Source organism: Aquirufa sp. (assembly GCF_044342065.1).
GTDB lineage: Bacteria > Bacteroidota > Bacteroidia > Cytophagales > Spirosomataceae > Aquirufa.
Map to the genome: position 1 here is coordinate 1 of NZ_JBIIQN010000017.1, position 17938 is coordinate 17938.

Here is a 17938-nt window from a genome sequence, read left to right on the forward strand (position 1 = left end):
ATTCGCTCTTGGATAAAGCTGGAAATCTTGGGGCAATTGACTAAAAGTGAATTCATTGAACTTTTGTCCAAATAGTTCCCTAGCCTGAAAGAAGCTGAGTAGAATAATGAGGAATAAAAGTCGGTATTGTGTGTTTTTCAATGTCATATTAATTGAGTCGCCAATTTACAATAATTCAGGATTTAAATAAATGCATTCCAGTCAATTGAATGATTTTTTTATCGAAGCAAATTAGCAAATCACTTTAATCCATTAACTTTGACTTTTATTTCATTAATTTAAAGCATGAATGTAGTAATTTTTACAGGCGGGAATGGAAATGCAAATCTCATAAAGCATTTGAAAGATATTTCCTATGTAAATTTAAGTCTTCTGATTAATGGGTATGATGACGGTTTATCCACGGGTATTATTCGTAGTGCCAACCAAGGGATGCTCGGCCCATCTGACTTTCGGAAAAACTTCACTTACATCATTGACGATTTTACGGAAGCGAATCGACATGTCAAAACCTTGTTTGAACATCGCTTAACTGAGGATGAAACCCGATTGTTTTTACAATCGCCTGCTAATTTAATCGCTGAGTTAACTAGCAAACGTTTCAATCTTGATCCAAGAGCACATGCCTTTATTGAAAAATATTTTATCCTAGGGGCAACACAATTGCTTGAGTTTACGCAGCAATATTCCGAATTACTCGGTTTTAGTTTAGGGAATATCATAATCGGAGGATTATTTGTCGAGACCCAAGATTTCAATCTAGCACTGCGAAATTTGACTAACCAGTTTCATTTGACCGCCAAATTGATCAATGTTTCCTCTGAAGATGATTCAAAATTAGTGGCATTTGATGCTGAAGGGAATTTTCTCAAAAATGAAGCTGATATTGTCAACTTTACGGGTGATAAACCGTTGAGTTCGTTTTATCTTCTCTCCTTTCATGCCTTATCCAGTCTCGAGGATTCTAAATCGTATTCCGAGTCTGAAATTGCTGCAATGGCCAAGGTGCCACCCGTTTCGAAGGAGGCGGAAATTGCTTTGTCTGAAGCCGATGTGATTATTTTTGGTTCAGGCACTCAATTTTCATCCTTGCTTCCTTCTTATCGAATTTGTGAAAAAGCCATGCGTTCAGCTCCCGGAAAAAAGGTGGCCATAATAAATAATCAGTACGATAGTGATACCCGAAATATCAATTTTGATCAGTTCACGGGGCAAATTCTTCGCGAGTTCGGTGTTTCGAAGCTAGATTTTTTTGATGCCATCTTAATAGATCCGTCTAGTTTAATTAAACCTTCACAAGCTCATCCTGCCATTGTTGTACAGCGAATTGCCGATGTAAATCAAAAACATGATGGACAAAAATTATGGAATTGGATTTGTCGGGCGATTGACATGCGGGAGGGATCGGTTCACATTGGTGTGCATTTTTATGGTAATTCCTTGCCGCTTGTTGAGAAACATTACCTACCCGAAATAGCTAGATTAAATTCAGACACTACCCGGAAGATAAAATTTGTTTTAGAAGAGGAATCAAAAAATGCAGCTTATCATTTGCACATCGATGCCTCTGGGAAGATTGCTTTATTTGAGATAGACTCCTGGATTAATATCGTTCAAGTGAATCAAGTGGATGCCGTTATTGGTTCTCGTTTCGAGTCAAGAAGGCAATTAATTCGATCTTTTAAGCACCGATTTGTTGAGTCGAATCGCGATTTTGTATTCGCATTGTTGACATCTTATGTGGTGAGCTTTGTCTATTTTGTACGATTCGGACGTATTGTTCCTGACCCTTTGAGTGGCATTTACCTGGTTAAAGCGAATCGCGGGTTTTCATATCGTAATATTTCTGACTTTTTGAAGCAAATTAACCGAATTCCTACGGTGCAACTAGCTTCATTTCCCATTGGCTACCGAACATTTAAGGAAGTCAATCTATTTACTAAGGTAGGGACTGTAATTAAGAACCTAGTTCGTTTATATGTTTAACCTACTGCTTGATTTTGATGGTACACTTTTTGACACGGAATCAGGCCATGAAGCGGCTTATCTAGAAACCTTCGCCCATTTTAATTTGGGACCTTGTCCCTCTTATGAATCTTTAAAAGGGATAAAAACGCGTGAAGTTTTTGATCGCTACCAGTCTATTCATTACAATACCGACGAGATGGCTCAATATAAATCGAGCGCTTACCAAGCTGGATTATCAGCGGTGAAGGCATTCGTTGATTTGAATTTATTAAATCAATTGCGCGTTAAAGGCGTGGGTCTTTACATCGTAACTGGAGGCAGTCGTAAATCCATCGAAGGCTTACTTAACTTACATCAGGCAAAGGATTTGTTCAATGGCATTGTTTGTGCGGAAGATTATTACAGGTCAAAACCAGACCCAGAGCCCTTTTTACATTGCATCCGCCAATATGCCGTAACGGGGGAAATACATGGAGTAGAAGATTCAGTACAAGGCATTCAAAGTGTCCGTGCGGCTCGTTTACGCGCCATAGGGGTACATAATTCGGAAGTTGAAAAATTAGCTGATGCCTATTATCCATCAATAAATACCTATTTATCGGAACTAATTGAAAGGTGATGAAACAGATTTTAGCAATTCCAGCTGCCGGAAAGGGCAGTCGACTAAACAGTGATCTCCCCAAAATTTTTACGCCTATTTGGGAAGAGAAAACCGTTTTTGATTTCATCGTGGAGTCCTTGAGTCCCGCCATCGATCAGGTGCTTTTGTTGCTAAGTCCAGAAGGCAAGCAGTATTTCGAAAAGCATGTTGCTATAAATGCGCCTAATAACATTATAGTGCTAGTTCAAGAGTCAGCTACTGGGATGTTTGATGCAGTCAACCAATTGGTTTCTCACATTCTTGCCATGCCAGATGATGTGCATGTATTACTTCAATGGGGAGATCAGCCTTTCTGTGACGCGAGTTTGCATCAAGCCATGTTTGATGATTTGCAAAAACAAGACGCATCTGTTCCATTAGTCTGGGTTGAGAATCCTTATGTACAATATCAATTCTCAACATCGCTTGTGCGTGTTTTCGAGCAACGCGAAGGGGATGTAGTGGATTCGCACGGGTTTAAAGATATGGGGATTTTTGGGCTTCGGAAGAGTCTTTTGGAGTTGACTTGGGGAGACTATGCGCAACATGCACTCGCGGGAAAAGTCACAGGAGAAAAGAACTTTGTTAAATATATTGGTACCTTGCAACCTAAATTTCAGGTGTTTTGGCGATTGGACCAGCCTTTTTACAAGTCGCTTGGGATTAATACACCAGAGGAATTAGCGGAGGCTACCTTGTATGTGAAACAACGACAAGCAATTTAACCTTACAGATTACATGCAATATTTAGTTACCGGGGGTGCCGGATTTATTGGAACACATTTATCGAATACGCTCATCATGGCAGGACATCACGTTCGTGTACTGGATGATTTGTCGTTTGGTGATGCAACCCAATTGCACGAAGATGTTGAGTTTATTCAAGGGTCTATTCACGATTTGACCACCTGCGAAAAGGCAGTTGCCGGGATGGATGGCATTTTTCATATGGCTGCATTTTCCCGCAGTGGCCCATCTTTTGATATGCCTTTTGAATGCCACGATAGCAATGTTTTGGGCACTCTTAATGTGTTAGCCGCGGCGAGAAAACAAGGCGTTAAACGATTGGTTTATTCAGGATCTTCTACCTTTTATGGAAATCATCCCGGGATTCAGAATGAAAAAGATCCAGGGGATTTTTTAAATTATTATGGTCTTACAAAGCATATAGGGGAATTATATGTAAAACAATATGTACGCAATTTTGGCTTAGAGGCTAATATTTTACGGTACTTTAATGTGTATGGACCTGGTCAGCCAACAACCGGGGCGTATGCATTGGTAGTCGGCATTTTCTTAAATAAATACCGGAATAAAGAAACATTGGAAATTCATGGAAGCGGAGAACAGCGCCGGGATTTTATCCATGTTTCGGATGTCGTACAGGCGAATATTAAAGCCATGGAGACTTCATATGTAGGGGAAATATTCAATGTGGGCTCAGGAATTAATTATTCAGTTAATGAATTAGCTGCATTTTTCCCGCTCGACAAAATTCACACAGAATCTCGAGCTGGCGATGCCAATACCACCTTAGCCGATATAGAAAAAGTGACGAACTTATTAGATTGGTCCCCCAAAATATCCCTAGAGGAAGGAATTAAATCGATGATTCAAGCGATTGACAATGAACTCAATTAGTATTGTTACGGCAGCCTATAATGAATGTCCAGGAATTATTTCCTTGACACAAAATTGGCTTGCCTATGGTGAAAGCCATCCAGATATAGCGGCTATTGAGGTAATTATTTGTGACGATTTCAGTTCCATCGAACAATATGACCAACTGAAGGAGGCTTTTTCCGGAAATTCTCAAGTAACTATTTTGCGCAACGAGCGGAATGAAGGCCCTGGTTATTCATTTTCGCGCGCCATAGCAAAAGCGTCATATACCTGGACACTCATAACCGACTCAGATGGTCAATTTCCCATCGAGAATCTCGATGAAATAATTCCTCGCTTATGGTCCTCGGAGGCGAAAATTGCTTTCACGTATCGGACACGTAAATTTGATAATTTGATCAATCGTTTTGGACAGAAAGCCTCTAATCGACTTTGTAACTCCATTTATGGATCCAAGCTGAAAGACTTTTCTTGTGCATTTAAATTAGTTGACACTGCGTTATTAAAGCAGATGCAATTCGATGCACGTTACATGAATTATTCACTTGACCATTCGGGGAAACTACTTTGTAGCTCTATGGAATTTAAAGAGTTTCAAGTACAATGTACACCGGCTCCCGCCCGTAAACGGCCTTTGAAAGCAGAGTATTTGCGTGCGCGAAATCGATTTCTCTACATAAGCTTTTTGTTTTTCACGGTATACCTGCGTAAAAAACGCGTGATCTTTTGAGCGCATGAAGACACCACTGCTTTCCCGGGTATTGTTTGTTGTCAGTTTAGGTGCTTGGGCGCTAATCGTTTTCCTAATGTTGAATGTTGCGCGCTTCAATATTCCCAACATTGTCGACGACTTTTGTTTTGGTTGGGTTTCCAAGGAATATGGGATATTAGCTGGGGCCTATTACTATTACATGGGATGGAGTGGACGCTATTTTGGAAATGTATTAATGCACACAAGTCCACTTTACTTTAGTTCCGATTTTATATACTTACAATTTTATACCTATTCCTTAATTGCTTTCGGATTTGTGACTTGCTTGTACGTAATTAAACGAATTAGTCCATGGGAATGGCTTGATTATCGTCTTTGGACGGGGGCTTTTTTGTTTCAAGCGCTTGCTTTATACTCAGTTCCTGGGCTATATCAATGGTTTTTTTGGTTCTCAGGTATTTACTATTACATCTCTTTTCAAATTGTTTTGATGCTCATGGTGGTCTATTTTATGGACCCTCCAAGCCGTATGCGAAACGGACTCCTCCTTTTCCTGCTTTTTTGCTTGATGGGTAGCAGTGAGGTAAGCATGTTAATGTTTTCTGGCGTTTTTTGGGGGTATCAAATTTGGATTTGGCGATTTAAGCGAGCAATTAAATCAGACTTGTATGGACTGATCGCTGTATGGCTCCTCGGTTTTTTATTAGTTATGTTGTCTCCCGGCAATCAAGTTCGGGCGGTGACTAATGTTAATTTGGCAGATGGGGTGCATATTTTATTATCAAATATGAAAGGTTTGATGCGCCAGTTTATTTCATCCCCTTTCATTTGGGCATTTTTAGCGTGGGTTTGGTGGGGCTTTCCATTGCCCGCTTCGGAGCGGCGCATGCGCCCATTGAATCTGATTGTGATAACGATTTTGTTTATAGGTTCTATGATTGTCAGCTTCATCCCATTATCATTTGCTTTAGGAGAAGTTCATATTCCGCCCCGAATACTTAGTTTGTTTCTACTTTTTCTTGTTGTATTTGTCGCCTTTTTATTGATGCATATCAAACGCTACGTTCCAGCTGGTCAAAGTTCAGGAATGGTTATGCTGATCATTGTCTTAATAGGTGCGGGTATCTACTTTAGTGAAAATTTGCAGCTCATTCGCCACGAACTTTCTAGCGGTAGGGCTGAGGCATTTGCCATAGAGAATCGGGCAAGATTTGAACAAATTCGTACTTCAAAATCTGATTCTGTTGTTGTAGCACCCCTGAAAACAAAATCAAGTTTGTTCTTTACAGAAGAATTGTCATCAGACCCCAAGCACCTTTGGTGTAAATGTGTGGCAAATTATTACGGTAAAAAAGCGGTAATTCGGAATTAAGGATAGGTAGAAAAGTTTTTTTTGGTAACTTGTTTGTTCATCAATTACGTATACCTATGAAAATTTTCTCCTTGCGGAGTCTCGGGGTAATTTTATTTTTCCTCGTGCATGGACTCTCAGCCCAAGTCACTTTTCCGATTAACGACGTTGCGAATCCGCGCGCAGGTTATTATGCCTTCGTACACGCAACCATCGTAAAGGATTCAAAAACGACTTTACAAAATGCCACTTTAGTTATCAAACAAGGGCGCATTGAAGCTATCGGAACTTCCGTAGCTATCCCAAAAGATGCTGTTGTGATTGAATGTAAAGGCAAATTCATTTATCCTAGTTTTGTAGATGCATATAGTGACTATGGCATGGAACCCGTTAACGCAAGTAATTATAGTTATCGGGCACCTTCACAGATGCTAAGCAATAAAAAAGGGCCATTTTCTTGGAATCAGGCTCTAAAATCTGAAGTAGACCATGCTAAACATTTCGTGGTCAATGAATCAAAAGCGAAAGAACTTCGCAAGTTGGGATTTGGAGCGGTGTCTACCTTACAGCCTGATGGTATCTCACGCGGGACGAGCGCTTTGGTTTCTTTAGCAAAGGATCGTGAGAATATGGTCATCCTAAAAGAAAAAACCGCAGCGCATTTCTCATTTGAAAAAGGCTCATCAACCCAAGAATACCCAGGCTCATTAATGGGCAGCGTTGCCTTGCTACGTCAGAACTTTTTAGACGCGCAATGGTATAAATCTAAACCTGCCGAGGAAGGGTTGAACCTCAGCCTAGAACGCTTCACACAAAATGCAACACTTCCTCAAATTTTTTCAGCTACTGATAAATGGAATGTTCTTCGTGCGGATAAAATAGGCGACGAATTTGGCGTACAATATATAATCAAAGGGGGTGGTGATGAGTACCAGCGCATCGACGAAATGAAAGCGACAAAAGCCTCTTTTATTTTGCCCCTTGCCTTTCCACAAACCATCGACGTAGAAGATCCGACCGACATGCGTTTCGTGAATATGGCGGAGTTAAAACACTGGGAACTTGCCCCAAGTAATCCCGCTGCATTTGAAAAAGCCAATATCGCATTTGCGCTAACAGCGTCTGGATTAAAAGATGTTAGCTCATTTATGCCGAATTTGCGCAAAGCCATTCAATATGGACTTTCTGAACAAAAAGCACTCGATGCGCTTACTACTATACCAGCCCAACTATTAGGTGTAGCAGATTTAGTAGGAACCTTAGATCAAGGTAAAGTCGCTAATTTCTTTATCTCCAATGGACCTGTTTTTGCAGAAAAAACAGCGATTATTCAGAACTGGGTACAAGGAACTAACCACATCGTTCAATCGGATTTATGGACTAATTTAGCAGGGACTTACCAGGTTACCCTGGGTTCGAAAACTGGCAAATTGCTGATCAAGGGAGAGCCCGGTTCGTATAAAGTACAATTAATGGCAAGCGATACAACGCAAGTGGATTTCAGCCAAAAAGAACAACTAATCAATCTAGGTTATACGAGTAAAGCAGATAAATCGCAGCGTGTTCGTTTGACAGGAGCTTTCGATGGGACTAGTATTTCAGGTACCGGCCAACTGGCTTCAGGGGATTGGATTTCTTGGAAAGCAGTTCGTACAGAAGCCGCAAAATCAGATTCTTCGATGACTAAAGTCGCAAAAATGGAGGCCGTAGGTGATGTGGTTTTTCCATTTAATGGTTTTGGCCAAAAGACCATAGCTAAGCAGGAAAACATATTAATTCAACATGCTACTGTATGGACCAACGAAAAACAAGGCGTTTTGAAAGATGCTGATGTACTCGTAAAAGGAGGTAAAATTGTACAAGTTGGGAAAGGGCTGAAGGATCCGTCCGCACGAATTGTTGATGGGACAGGGAAACACGTGACGGCTGGCATCATTGATGAACACTCGCACGTTGCAGCTACCGGAGGCATTAATGAATGTACGCAATCCGTAACAGCAGAAGTTCGTATCGCAGATGTTATTGATCCAGACGATGTGGATATCTACCGCCAGTTAAGCGGCGGGGTTACTTCGAGTCATATCTTACATGGAAGTTGTAATACCATCGGTGGCCAAACGCAATTATTAAAATTCCGTTGGGGTCAAAATGCGGAGGCATTAAAATTTGCCAATTGGGACCCTTTCATCAAATTTGCTTTGGGTGAAAACGTAAAACGTTCTTGGAATACATCCAATCCTCGTTTCCCCGATACGCGTATGGGTGTTGAGCAAGTCTTGACTGACGCATTTACACGAGCCCGTGATTATGAGAAACTAGGACCAGGAAAGCGCATCGACTTGGAGTTAGAGACATTATTGGAAATCTTGAATAAGAAGCGCTTTATTACTTGTCACTCTTATGTGCAAAGTGAAATTAATACAATTTTGAAAGTAGCCGATAAATTTGGATTCACGGTGAACACGCTAACACATATTTTGGAAGGCTATAAGGTAGCTGACAAAATGAAAGCTCATGGTGCGAATGCTTCCACTTTCTCTGATTGGTGGAACTATAAAATGGAAGTATTGGATGCGATTCCACAAAATGCGTCAATCATGCAGTCTTTGGGTGTCAATGTTGCCATTAACTCTGATGATGCTGAAATGGCACGTCGTTTGAATCAAGAAGCAGCTAAGTCCGTGAAATATGCAGGCATGTCAGAAGAAGATGCGTTAAAAATGGTGACTTTGAACCCTGCCAAAATGCTACACGTTGCAGATCGTGTTGGCAGCATTGCTCCAGGAAAAGATGCTGATTTAGTTATTTGGTCTGATCATCCATTGAGCATTTATGCAATGTCTGAAAAGACAATTGTAGACGGTACGGTTGTATTTGATCGTGTACAAGACGCAAAATTACAAGAAGCGCTCAAGGTGGAAAAACAACGTCTGATTCAGAAGATGATTGCTTCCAAAAAAGGAGGGGCACCCACACGGCCATCGGCACCAACTGTTAAAAACCAAAACATGTGTGAAGAAGATCATAATCACGACAAGAGCCTTTGGGAGCGTATCGCAAGCCGCTTTATAGATGAAGACCATTTAATTGAATAAGAATATGAAAAAGCTATTAATACCTATGTTTTGCTTTTTGGGCCTATCGTTGATGGCTCAAGAAAACATGCACCCCTCACCTGCACAAACGAAAAAAATCGTGATTACAGGTGCCACGTTGCATATCGGAAATGGCCAAGTTATCTCAAATGGAAGCGTTTCCATAGATAAAGGCAAATTGACAATTTTAACTTCAGCACCGGCTTTGTCGGCCGACGTGGAGCACATCGATGCCACGGGAAAACACATTTATCCAGGGTTGATTGCACCGAATACCAACTTAGGTTTAGTGGAAGTGAGTTCCACCAAATCCACTGCTGATTTCGACGAATTAGGTGAATTAAATCCCAACATTCGCTCTATTATTGCCTACAACACGGACAGTAAGGTAATCAACACCTTGCGTTCTAATGGTGTTTTGTTAGCACAAATCGTACCTCAAGGGGGCTTAATTTCTGGGTCATCTACCATCGTCCAATTGGATGCATGGAATTGGGAAGATGCAGCTTATGTTATGGATAATGGGGTACATATGACTTTCCCTGCTTTATTAAATCGCCCTAATGGAGGAGGCGGTCGTCGTGGTGGTGAATCGGATGCAGTGAAAGCTGGATTAGAACGTATCGAAACAGCACGTGTATTTTTCCGCGAGGCAAAAGCGTATTTCAACGAAAAGTCTCATGCCGCTACCAACTTGAAGTACGAGGCAACTAAAGGGCTTTTTGATCGTACAAAATCCCTTTATGTACATTGTGACTTAGTGAAAGAAATGCTAATCGCGATTGATTTTGCCAAAGAATTCAACTTCAAATTGGTGATTGCCGGTGGGGCAGACAGCTGGATGATTGCAGATATTTTAGCTGCGAATCAAGTGGCTGTAATTTTACATGAACCACATTCCTTGCCAGCAGCTGAAGATGATGCGGTAGACCAACCGTATAAAACAGGGGCTCAATTACAAAAGGCAGGCGTATTATTCACTATTTGTCAAGATTCAGGTGATGGGTATACGCAAATTCGGAACTTGCCATTTTTGGCAGGGACGATGTCAGCCTATGGCTTAACACGTGAGGAGGCTTTGGCGGCGATTACACTGAACCCTGCTAAAATCTTGGGTATTGCTGATCGCACGGGAAGCTTAGAGAATGGGAAAGATGCCAACATTGTTATTTGCCAAGGCGATTTGTTGGATATGAAAACGAGTGTGGTAACACATGCGTTTATTCAAGGGCGTGCAATAAACTTGGATAATAAACATACGCAGTTGTACAACCGCTACAAGTACAAATACAACTTGTAAACTTTGTAATTATACCTTGGAAGGTCGGTAACGGATGTTGCCGACCTTTTCATTTATTTAGCCTATTTTTGTTTCGTGAAACAGCGCATACTTCTTTTTGACACGATTTTGGATGGCCACCATCCAGAATATCTGATTCATCTGATAGGCTATTACAGTAATAAGCCGGATGTAGAATTGATCGTTGCGACTGGCTCAAATTTTCAAGAAGATTTTGCGAAGCGGCAAAATCTAGAGAAATTGGTCTGGGGAGAAAATATTCAGTTTTATCCCATACAAAATGCCTTCATTGTTAAGGGTAACATCTTTTTACGCTCCCTGAGAGAATGGAACTTGATGTTGGCCATTGCCAAAGAAACCCAGGCATCACAAGCTTTATTGATGTATGTAGATTACTTCCCTTTGGGAGCTATACTGGGGCAAAGAGCGCATATTCCAGTAGCAGGAATTAGCTTCCGTCCGCCCCAAGAGGTGAAGGGGCCATTTGACTACGTCAAACAGAAAATATGGCAGTCGATGTTTGCATCGGGCCAGATTAAACAAATTTTTTCTCTCGTACATGCATCTGTACCCATCTTACGGGCTTTATCAGCAAATGCTCAGGCGCTCCCATTGGCTGACCCAGTTATGCATTTACCGGTGAATCAATCACAAATTGCAGATTTTCGGGAATCCATTGGTATTCCAAAGGGGAAAAAGGTATTTCTTAATTTTGGGCAATTAGACCAGCGAAAGGGGATTGAAGCGTTCTTGTTGGCCTGTAAGCAATTAAGTTCTGCCGAAGTTAAACGCATTTGTCTATTGCTAGCGGGCCCTATCGAGCCCAATTATCAGGCGCACATTGAGTTGTTGATTCGTGAAGTCCCTGACTTGGAGGTTGTGAAAATTTTTGATTACCTAAATTATCCAACGGTCGAATTGTGTTTTGAGATAGCGGATGTAGTTTTGGTTACCTATCAAGGGCACATGGGAATGAGTTCGGTATTAATTCGAGCGGCTTTGGTAGGGAAACCGGTCATCGGCACGCAAGTAGGGAATATTGGAGCAACAATCGCAGCATATCAACTGGGTCGGGCAATTAATCCATCAAATGCCGATGAATTTGCACAGGCGTTAAGCAGTAGATGTAAAGCGAATGCTAAACTTCAAGCTGAATTTGTACGCGAAAATTCTGTTGAGGCTTTTGTGCTTACGATAGCGCAAGGTATTGAATCTTTGAACTAAGATCCTTCAATAAATTCTTTGTTCTTTCTGGCCGTGCATCAGTTATGAATACTTGTCCAAAATGGTCATCGGCCATCATTTCAATCAAACGTTGAATGCGCCGGTCGTCCAACTTATCAAAAATATCATCCAATAACAACAAAGGTTTCCGAGGCTTGGCAGCAGTTAATGCATCGAATTGCGCGAGTTTCAGTGCCACTACATAGCTTTTGGTTTGGCCCTGCGACCCATATTTTTTTAACGGATACGCATTAATTTCAAATTCGAAATCATCGCGATGGATTCCCACAGTAGTCCGTTGGGCTGCGAAATCTTGTCGCTCGGCCTGTTTCAATGCCTCATCTAATTTGCCCGCCTCAAAGGTAGATTCTAAACGAATCATAACTTGTTCGCGATCATCTGAAAGTGCGGCATAATGTGACTGAAAACGAGGTAAAAAGTCTTTCAAGAATTCAATCCGTGCCGCATTAATTGATTCGCCTAAGCTGACCAGTGGTTCGTGATAACTCGCCAGCATTAACGCATCATTTGTCCCGGTTTCAGCAAACATTTTCAATAGGCTATTGCGCTGCTGGACGATTCGATTATAACGCATCAAGTTTTCAAGAAATCCGCGGTCCAATTGGGCCATCACGCCATCGAAAAATCGCCGGCGGGTATCGCTGCTGTCTCGTACGAGGTCTGTATCATGTGGATCCATCAGAACAATGGGAAAATTTCCAATGTGGTCAGCAAGACGTGTATAGGGTTTTTGGTCCCGTAATAGAGCTTTTTTTTGTCCTTTTTGTACCGCACACATGATTTGCGTCTCTGTTTCGGGGACATGTTCATCTTTCTGAAACACAAAACTGCCCTGAACCATAAAAAAAGAATCTCCATGGCGGATGCACAAAGGATCTGCCACTCCACGGGCACTTTTGGTCAGGGAGAGGAAATGAATGGCGTCTAATAGATTTGTTTTACCAATGCCATTTTCACCTACGATGCAATTGATGTTGGGAATGAATTCAAATTGCGCCTCCTCGTAGGATTTAAACTGTTTGACCTGTAAGGATTTTAGGTACATAGAGACGAGCGAATGGGCACAATGTTGTAAAAATAAAGAATAATACGCGATTTTTTGGCTGCTTACGTGTTTTGTTTTAATTTCGCCTTGATTTCGCCTTGGGCATTTTCCCATGGCAACAAAAAATTTCCGATCGACAGATGGCAAAGAAAGAAACGCAAGCACCTAAGTATTCCAAAGAAACCTACATGTATTGGTATGAATCAATGCAATTACAACGCAAATTTGAAGAGAAATGCGGTCAATTGTATGGAATGCAAAAAATCAAAGGTTTTTGTCACTTATACATTGGCCAGGAGGCTTGTTCTTCAGGGGCTAAATCAGCCTTACGCGAAGGGGATAAATACATTACAGCTTACCGTGACCATGGGATTCCATTAGCATTAGGTACTTCTCCTAACGCTATCATGGCTGAATTATACGGAAAAATCACAGGAGCATCCAAAGGAAAGGGAGGTTCTATGCACATTTTTGATAAAGAGGTAGGTTTCGTAGGCGGACATGGTATTGTAGGGGCACAAATTCCATTGGGAGCAGGTTTGGCATTTGCTGAAAAATACAAGAAAACAGGCAATGTTTCGATTACGTATTTCGGCGATGGCGCGTCTCGTCAAGGAGCCTTGCATGAAGCATTCAACATGGCGATGACATGGAAATTGCCAGCCATTTTTGTGGTTGAAAACAATGGGTATGCCATGGGTACTTCCGTAGCTCGTACCTCGAACGTAACGGAATTATACCAGTTAGGTGAAGCTTACGATATGCCTTCTGAGGCTGTTGATGCGATGGATGTAGAGGCAGTTCACGAAGCGGTTTCACGCGCAGCAGCACGTGCTCGTGCAGGTGAAGGCCCTACTTTTTTGGAGTTCAGAACGTATCGTTACCGTGGACACTCGATGTCTGATCCTCAAAAATACCGTTCAAAAGAGGAGGTTGAAGCTTACAAAGAGCGTGATCCAATCGAACAAGTAAAGCAGCGTATATTCGAATACGGCATTGCAACACAAGCAGATTTAGATGCGATTGATGCGAAGATCAAGGTTCAAGTTCAAGAATCTGTTGATTTTGCTGAAGTATCTCCATTCCCTACAGCGGATGAAGCATATAAAGATGTATACGTACAAGAAGATTACCCGTTTATCGTAGAATAATCAAATAGCATAAGTAACAAAAAGGCGCGGAATCAGTTCCGCGCCTTTTTTATTGAACCAATAATTTATCGATTGCCAATAATTCATCTCGGAATTTAGCTGCTAATGGGAAGTCCAATTCGCGCGCCGCTCGCTCCATTTCTTTTTGAACGGCTTCTTTTTGTTTCTTAAGTTCCGGCTTACTTAAATAGGCTAATAGAGGATCTGCCGCTTGCATGGATTCTTTCGGCGTAATTCCATACGACTTCATCGGTTTCGCCATACGATCTGCAATGGATGTCTGTTCCATGATTTCATCATGACTTCGCCAGATAGTTTTAGGCGTGATTCCATGCGCTGTATTATAGGCCATTTGTCTTTCTCTTCGGCGATTTGTCTCGCTGATTGCCCGCTCCATCGAGCCCGTCATCTTATCGCCGTACATGATTACTCGACCATTTTCATTACGTGCTGCCCGACCAATTGTCTGTATCAATGAACGGATATCGCGTAGGAATCCTTCCTTATCTGCATCCATTATGGCTACCAAAGAAACTTCCGGTAAATCCAAGCCCTCGCGCAACAAATTGACCCCTACTAATACATCAATCACGCCTAAGCGCAATTCTCTTAATATCTCAACCCGCTCCAAGGTTTTGACTTCGGAGTGAATGTAGCGGCATTTGACACCTACGCGATCCAGGTACTTGGATAATTCTTCCGCCATTCGTTTCGTTAAGGTCGTAATCAGCACCCGTTCTTTTTTCTTGATTCGATCATAAACCTCATCCAATAAATCATCAATTTGATTTTTAGTAGGTCTTACCTCGATCAATGGATCCAAAAGTCCCGTAGGACGAATGATTTGTTCCACCACAACGCCCTCGGATTGCTTTAACTCATAGTCGGACGGTGTCGCTGAAACGTATATGGTTTGGCCCACGATATCTTCAAACTCTTGAAAAGTCAGCGGGCGGTTATCCATCGCGGACGGTAAACGGAATCCGTACTCAACTAAGGATTCTTTCCGCGAACGGTCACCACCATACATGGCACGAATCTGCGGCATACTCACATGGCTTTCGTCCACAACCATCAGGAAATCATCTGGGAAAAAGTCCAATAAACAGAAAGGGCGCTGCCCTGGTTTCCGCTGATCAAAATACCGTGAGTAGTTTTCGATGCCAGAACAATAGCCCAGTTCGCGCATCATTTCCATATCAAATTCAGTTCGCTGTTTAATACGCTCCGCCTCTTGTAGGCGGCCATCTTTCCCAAAATAAGCGATTTGATTCACCAAATCCGCCTGAATGTCCGATATGGCGTTTTTCAGCGTCTCACGGCCCGTAACAAATAAATTCGCAGGGAAAATGGCGACCATGGTTTCTTTCGAAATTTTCTTTCCCGTCCACGGATCGATGCGGTGAATTTCTTCAATCTCATCCCCGAAGAATATCACGCGATAACCAAAGTCAGCATAGGCCAAAAAGATATCCACTGTATCGCCTTTTACTCGAAAGGTACCGCGGAGAAATTCTCCTTCGGTTCTCGAGTAGAGTATTTCGACAAGTCTAAAGAGGAATTGATTTCGAGAAATCGTTTCACCCACGCCGATGCGCATGATGGAATTTTTGTATTCATCGGGATTACCCATACCATATATACACGATACAGAAGCAATGACGATGATATCTCGCCGACCAGACATTAAGGATGCCGTGGTGGCAAGCCGGAGTTTTTCAATTTCTTGGTTGATGGATAAATCCTTTTCAATATACGTTCCTGTGGAGGCGATAAATGCTTCCGGTTGGTAATAATCGTAATAGGAGATAAAATATTCAACGGCATTTTCGGGGAAAAAGGATTTGAATTCACCGTATAATTGCGCTGCTAATGTTTTATTGTGGGATAGAATCAGGGTGGGGCGGTTGACCTCTTTAATTACATTCGCGATGGTGAAGGTTTTTCCGGAACCAGTCACACCCAAAAGGGTTTGTGCTCTTTCTTCTTTGCGGAGGCCCTCCACCAATTCCTTGATAGCATTGGGTTGGTCGCCCGTAGGTTGATAAGAAGAGCTGATTTTAAATTCCATGTTCAAAAGTACGTAATATTCGTTTGTGGAGAATAGGAAATGTGCTGAGAATCGGGTTATTTTTGGGGGTAAATTTTTCAATACATGATCAAAAACCTTGCCCTAGTAGGGATTGCTCTTTTCGGCTGCGCATCCAAAGAAGCGCCAAAACCGTTTTTATCTACCGAGGTAACCTCTCCACTTCCTCCCAAAGTATATACCTTTACTAAGGATCCTATTTGGGTAGATGAGTTTGATAAACCGGGCTTGCCAAATGATAAAATTTGGTCCTATGATGTGGGGGGGTCCGGATGGGGAAATAATGAGTTACAGTTTTACACACAAGCCGATATAGATAATGCGCATATTGAGAATGGCATTTTGACCATCGAAGCCCGCAAGGAACCCATGGGAGCTCGGAGTTATTCGTCTGCCCGCATCGTGACGAAAGGGAAGCAAGATTTTTTATACGGAAAAGTTGAGGTTCGCGCAAAAATTCCAGCAGGCCGTGGCAATTGGCCAGCGATATGGATGTTGGCCAGCCAGTCAGAATATGGTTCAGCCTATTGGCCAGATAATGGCGAAATTGATATTTTGGAGCATGTGGGATACAACCCCGGTGTGATGCATTTTTCAGTTCATACCAAAGCGTTTAACCACATGATAAATACCCAAAAGACGGCTACGACCCGCTTAGAGGATTTCGATAAGGAATTTCATGTCTATACGATGGAGTGGACCCCTCAGTATGTGAAGTCCTACATCGATGGAAAGTTGCACTTTACCTTTGAAAATTCAGGACGCGGATGGGAAGAGTGGCCCTTTGACAAGAAGCAACACATCTTGTTGAATTTAGCAATTGGTGGAAATTGGGGCGGCCAAAAAGGGGTTGATGACACGATTTTCCCCAATAAATTTTTGATTGATTACGTCCGTGTCTACGGATTAAACCCTTAGTCATGAAATATCCAGCGGCGGCAGAGGCCTTTGACCGATTATTGTGCATCATGGATGATTTGCGGGAGAAATGTCCCTGGGATAAGAAACAGACGATGGATACTTTGCGGCATTTGACAATCGAGGAGACCTATGAGTTGTCGGATGCCATTCTTTCCAAGGACATGGCCGAGATTCGCAAGGAAATAGGGGATGTGATGTTGCACTTGGTATTTTACAGTAAGATTGGTTCGGAGTCGGGGGATTTTGATGTGACCTCTGTGTTGCATGGGATTTGTGAGAAATTGATTTCACGGCATCCGCATATTTATGGGGATGTGGTCGCGGAGACGGAGGAAGAAGTGAAGGCCAATTGGGAGTCGCTGAAGTTAAAAGAAGGGAATAAATCCGTTTTAGGCGGCGTTCCGGCATCCTTACCGGCCTTGGTTAAGGCAATGCGGATTCAGGAGAAGGCGCGTGGTGCGGGATTTGATTGGGAGGAGAAGGAGCAGGTTTGGGAGAAGGTAGAGGAGGAGATAGGTGAATTTAAAGAAACTTTTGTGGGTAAAGAGTTGTCGGTTGCGCAAAAAGAGGAGGCTGAAGGCGAGCTAGGGGATTTGATTTTTAGCTTGGTGAACTTTGCGCGCTTTATTGACATTAATCCCGAGACCGCAGTGGAGCGAACGAATCGAAAATTTATCTATCGGTTCCAACACCTAGAAAAGCGTGCCGCTGAAACGGGCAAAAGCTTATCTGAGATGACGCTTGCAGAGATGGATATCTATTGGAACGAAGCTAAGAAACTGCCGCCAGGAGTTTAAT

At 42.2% G+C, this 17938-nt stretch carries 14 protein-coding genes; 12 read left to right on the forward strand and 2 right to left on the reverse strand.

Features of this window, described 5'->3' with window-relative positions; genetic code table 11:
* Positions 1-285 precede the first annotated feature (285 nt).
* From ACIQZ2_RS07445 to ACIQZ2_RS07485, 9 genes are all read left to right on the forward strand, one after another.
* On the forward strand, positions 286-1986 hold the full coding sequence (locus ACIQZ2_RS07445; protein WP_395768222.1) for a 2-phospho-L-lactate transferase CofD family protein: 1701 nt from the start codon (positions 286-288) through the stop codon (positions 1984-1986).
* Positions 1979-2587, forward strand: a complete 609-nt coding sequence (locus tag ACIQZ2_RS07450) for an HAD family hydrolase (RefSeq protein ID WP_395768223.1) — start codon at positions 1979-1981, stop codon at positions 2585-2587. Before ACIQZ2_RS07445 ends, ACIQZ2_RS07450 begins: the two co-directional genes overlap by 8 nt.
* Positions 2587-3333, forward strand: a complete 747-nt coding sequence (locus tag ACIQZ2_RS07455; RefSeq protein ID WP_395768224.1) for an NTP transferase domain-containing protein — start codon at positions 2587-2589, stop codon at positions 3331-3333. Before ACIQZ2_RS07450 ends, ACIQZ2_RS07455 begins: the two co-directional genes overlap by 1 nt.
* 13 nt (positions 3334-3346) lie before the next feature.
* A complete protein-coding gene (locus ACIQZ2_RS07460) occupies positions 3347-4249 on the forward strand; it encodes an NAD-dependent epimerase/dehydratase family protein (protein ID WP_395768225.1) in 903 nt (300 codons plus the stop codon).
* A complete protein-coding gene (locus ACIQZ2_RS07465; RefSeq protein ID WP_395768226.1) occupies positions 4236-4961 on the forward strand; it encodes a glycosyltransferase family 2 protein in 726 nt (241 codons plus the stop codon). Before ACIQZ2_RS07460 ends, ACIQZ2_RS07465 begins: the two co-directional genes overlap by 14 nt.
* A 4-nt stretch (positions 4962-4965) precedes the next feature.
* Complete coding sequence (locus tag ACIQZ2_RS07470; RefSeq protein ID WP_395768227.1) at positions 4966-6315, forward strand: DUF6056 family protein; 1350 nt, start codon at positions 4966-4968, stop codon at positions 6313-6315.
* Positions 6316-6371: 56 nt separating this feature from the next.
* Entirely contained in the window at positions 6372-9389 is a 3018-nt protein-coding gene (locus tag ACIQZ2_RS07475) for an amidohydrolase family protein (RefSeq protein ID WP_395768228.1), read from the forward strand.
* Positions 9390-9393: 4 nt separating this feature from the next.
* Positions 9394-10689: an amidohydrolase family protein gene (locus ACIQZ2_RS07480; RefSeq protein ID WP_395768229.1), complete on the forward strand. Its 1296-nt coding sequence runs from the start codon at positions 9394-9396 to the stop codon at positions 10687-10689.
* A 75-nt stretch (positions 10690-10764) separates the two neighbouring features.
* Positions 10765-11913, forward strand: a complete 1149-nt coding sequence (locus ACIQZ2_RS07485) for a glycosyltransferase (RefSeq protein ID WP_395768230.1) — start codon at positions 10765-10767, stop codon at positions 11911-11913.
* Here ACIQZ2_RS07485 and recF read toward each other — a convergent pair.
* Complete coding sequence (gene recF, locus ACIQZ2_RS07490) at positions 11879-12979, reverse strand: DNA replication/repair protein RecF (RefSeq protein ID WP_395768231.1); 1101 nt, start codon at positions 12977-12979, stop codon at positions 11879-11881. The genes ACIQZ2_RS07485 and recF overlap by 35 nt on opposite strands.
* A gap of 140 nt (positions 12980-13119) precedes the next feature.
* Between recF and pdhA the strand changes: the two genes are divergently transcribed.
* Complete coding sequence (gene pdhA / locus ACIQZ2_RS07495; RefSeq protein ID WP_395768232.1) at positions 13120-14130, forward strand: pyruvate dehydrogenase (acetyl-transferring) E1 component subunit alpha; 1011 nt, start codon at positions 13120-13122, stop codon at positions 14128-14130.
* Positions 14131-14179: 49 nt separating this feature from the next.
* On the opposite strand, the gene uvrB is transcribed toward pdhA, so the two are convergent.
* Positions 14180-16201, reverse strand: coding sequence for an excinuclease ABC subunit UvrB (gene uvrB / locus ACIQZ2_RS07500; protein ID WP_395768233.1), 2022 nt, complete (start codon positions 16199-16201; stop codon positions 14180-14182).
* 84 nt (positions 16202-16285) lie between these two features.
* On the opposite strand from uvrB, the gene ACIQZ2_RS07505 reads away from it, so the two are divergent.
* Positions 16286-17137, forward strand: coding sequence for a family 16 glycosylhydrolase (locus ACIQZ2_RS07505; RefSeq protein ID WP_395768234.1), 852 nt, complete (start codon positions 16286-16288; stop codon positions 17135-17137).
* Positions 17138-17139: 2 nt separating this feature from the next.
* Positions 17140-17937 (forward strand): nucleoside triphosphate pyrophosphohydrolase, encoded by a 798-nt coding sequence (gene mazG, locus ACIQZ2_RS07510; RefSeq protein WP_395768235.1) that lies wholly within the window; start codon positions 17140-17142, stop codon positions 17935-17937.
* Position 17938: the final 1 nt, after the last annotated feature.

Excerpts from the sequence above, each read along its gene's own strand:
- ACIQZ2_RS07445 (WP_395768222.1), top strand. The coding sequence starts at position 286 with ATGAATGTAGTAATTTTTACAGGCGGGAATGGAAATGCAAATCTCATA.
- ACIQZ2_RS07450 (WP_395768223.1), top strand. The coding sequence starts at position 1,979 with ATGTTTAACCTACTGCTTGATTTTGATGGTACACTTTTTGACACGGAA.
- ACIQZ2_RS07455 (WP_395768224.1), top strand. The coding sequence starts at position 2,587 with ATGAAACAGATTTTAGCAATTCCAGCTGCCGGAAAGGGCAGTCGACTA.
- ACIQZ2_RS07460 (WP_395768225.1), top strand. The coding sequence starts at position 3,347 with ATGCAATATTTAGTTACCGGGGGTGCCGGATTTATTGGAACACATTTA.
- ACIQZ2_RS07465 (WP_395768226.1), top strand. The coding sequence starts at position 4,236 with ATGAACTCAATTAGTATTGTTACGGCAGCCTATAATGAATGTCCAGGA.
- ACIQZ2_RS07470 (WP_395768227.1), top strand. The coding sequence starts at position 4,966 with ATGAAGACACCACTGCTTTCCCGGGTATTGTTTGTTGTCAGTTTAGGT.
- ACIQZ2_RS07475 (WP_395768228.1), top strand. The coding sequence starts at position 6,372 with ATGAAAATTTTCTCCTTGCGGAGTCTCGGGGTAATTTTATTTTTCCTC.
- ACIQZ2_RS07480 (WP_395768229.1), top strand. The coding sequence starts at position 9,394 with ATGAAAAAGCTATTAATACCTATGTTTTGCTTTTTGGGCCTATCGTTG.
- recF (WP_395768231.1), bottom strand. The coding sequence starts at position 12,979 with ATGTACCTAAAATCCTTACAGGTCAAACAGTTTAAATCCTACGAGGAG.
- pdhA (WP_395768232.1), top strand. The coding sequence starts at position 13,120 with ATGGCAAAGAAAGAAACGCAAGCACCTAAGTATTCCAAAGAAACCTAC.
- uvrB (WP_395768233.1), bottom strand. The coding sequence starts at position 16,201 with ATGGAATTTAAAATCAGCTCTTCTTATCAACCTACGGGCGACCAACCC.
- ACIQZ2_RS07505 (WP_395768234.1), top strand. The coding sequence starts at position 16,286 with ATGATCAAAAACCTTGCCCTAGTAGGGATTGCTCTTTTCGGCTGCGCA.
- mazG (WP_395768235.1), top strand. The coding sequence starts at position 17,140 with ATGAAATATCCAGCGGCGGCAGAGGCCTTTGACCGATTATTGTGCATC.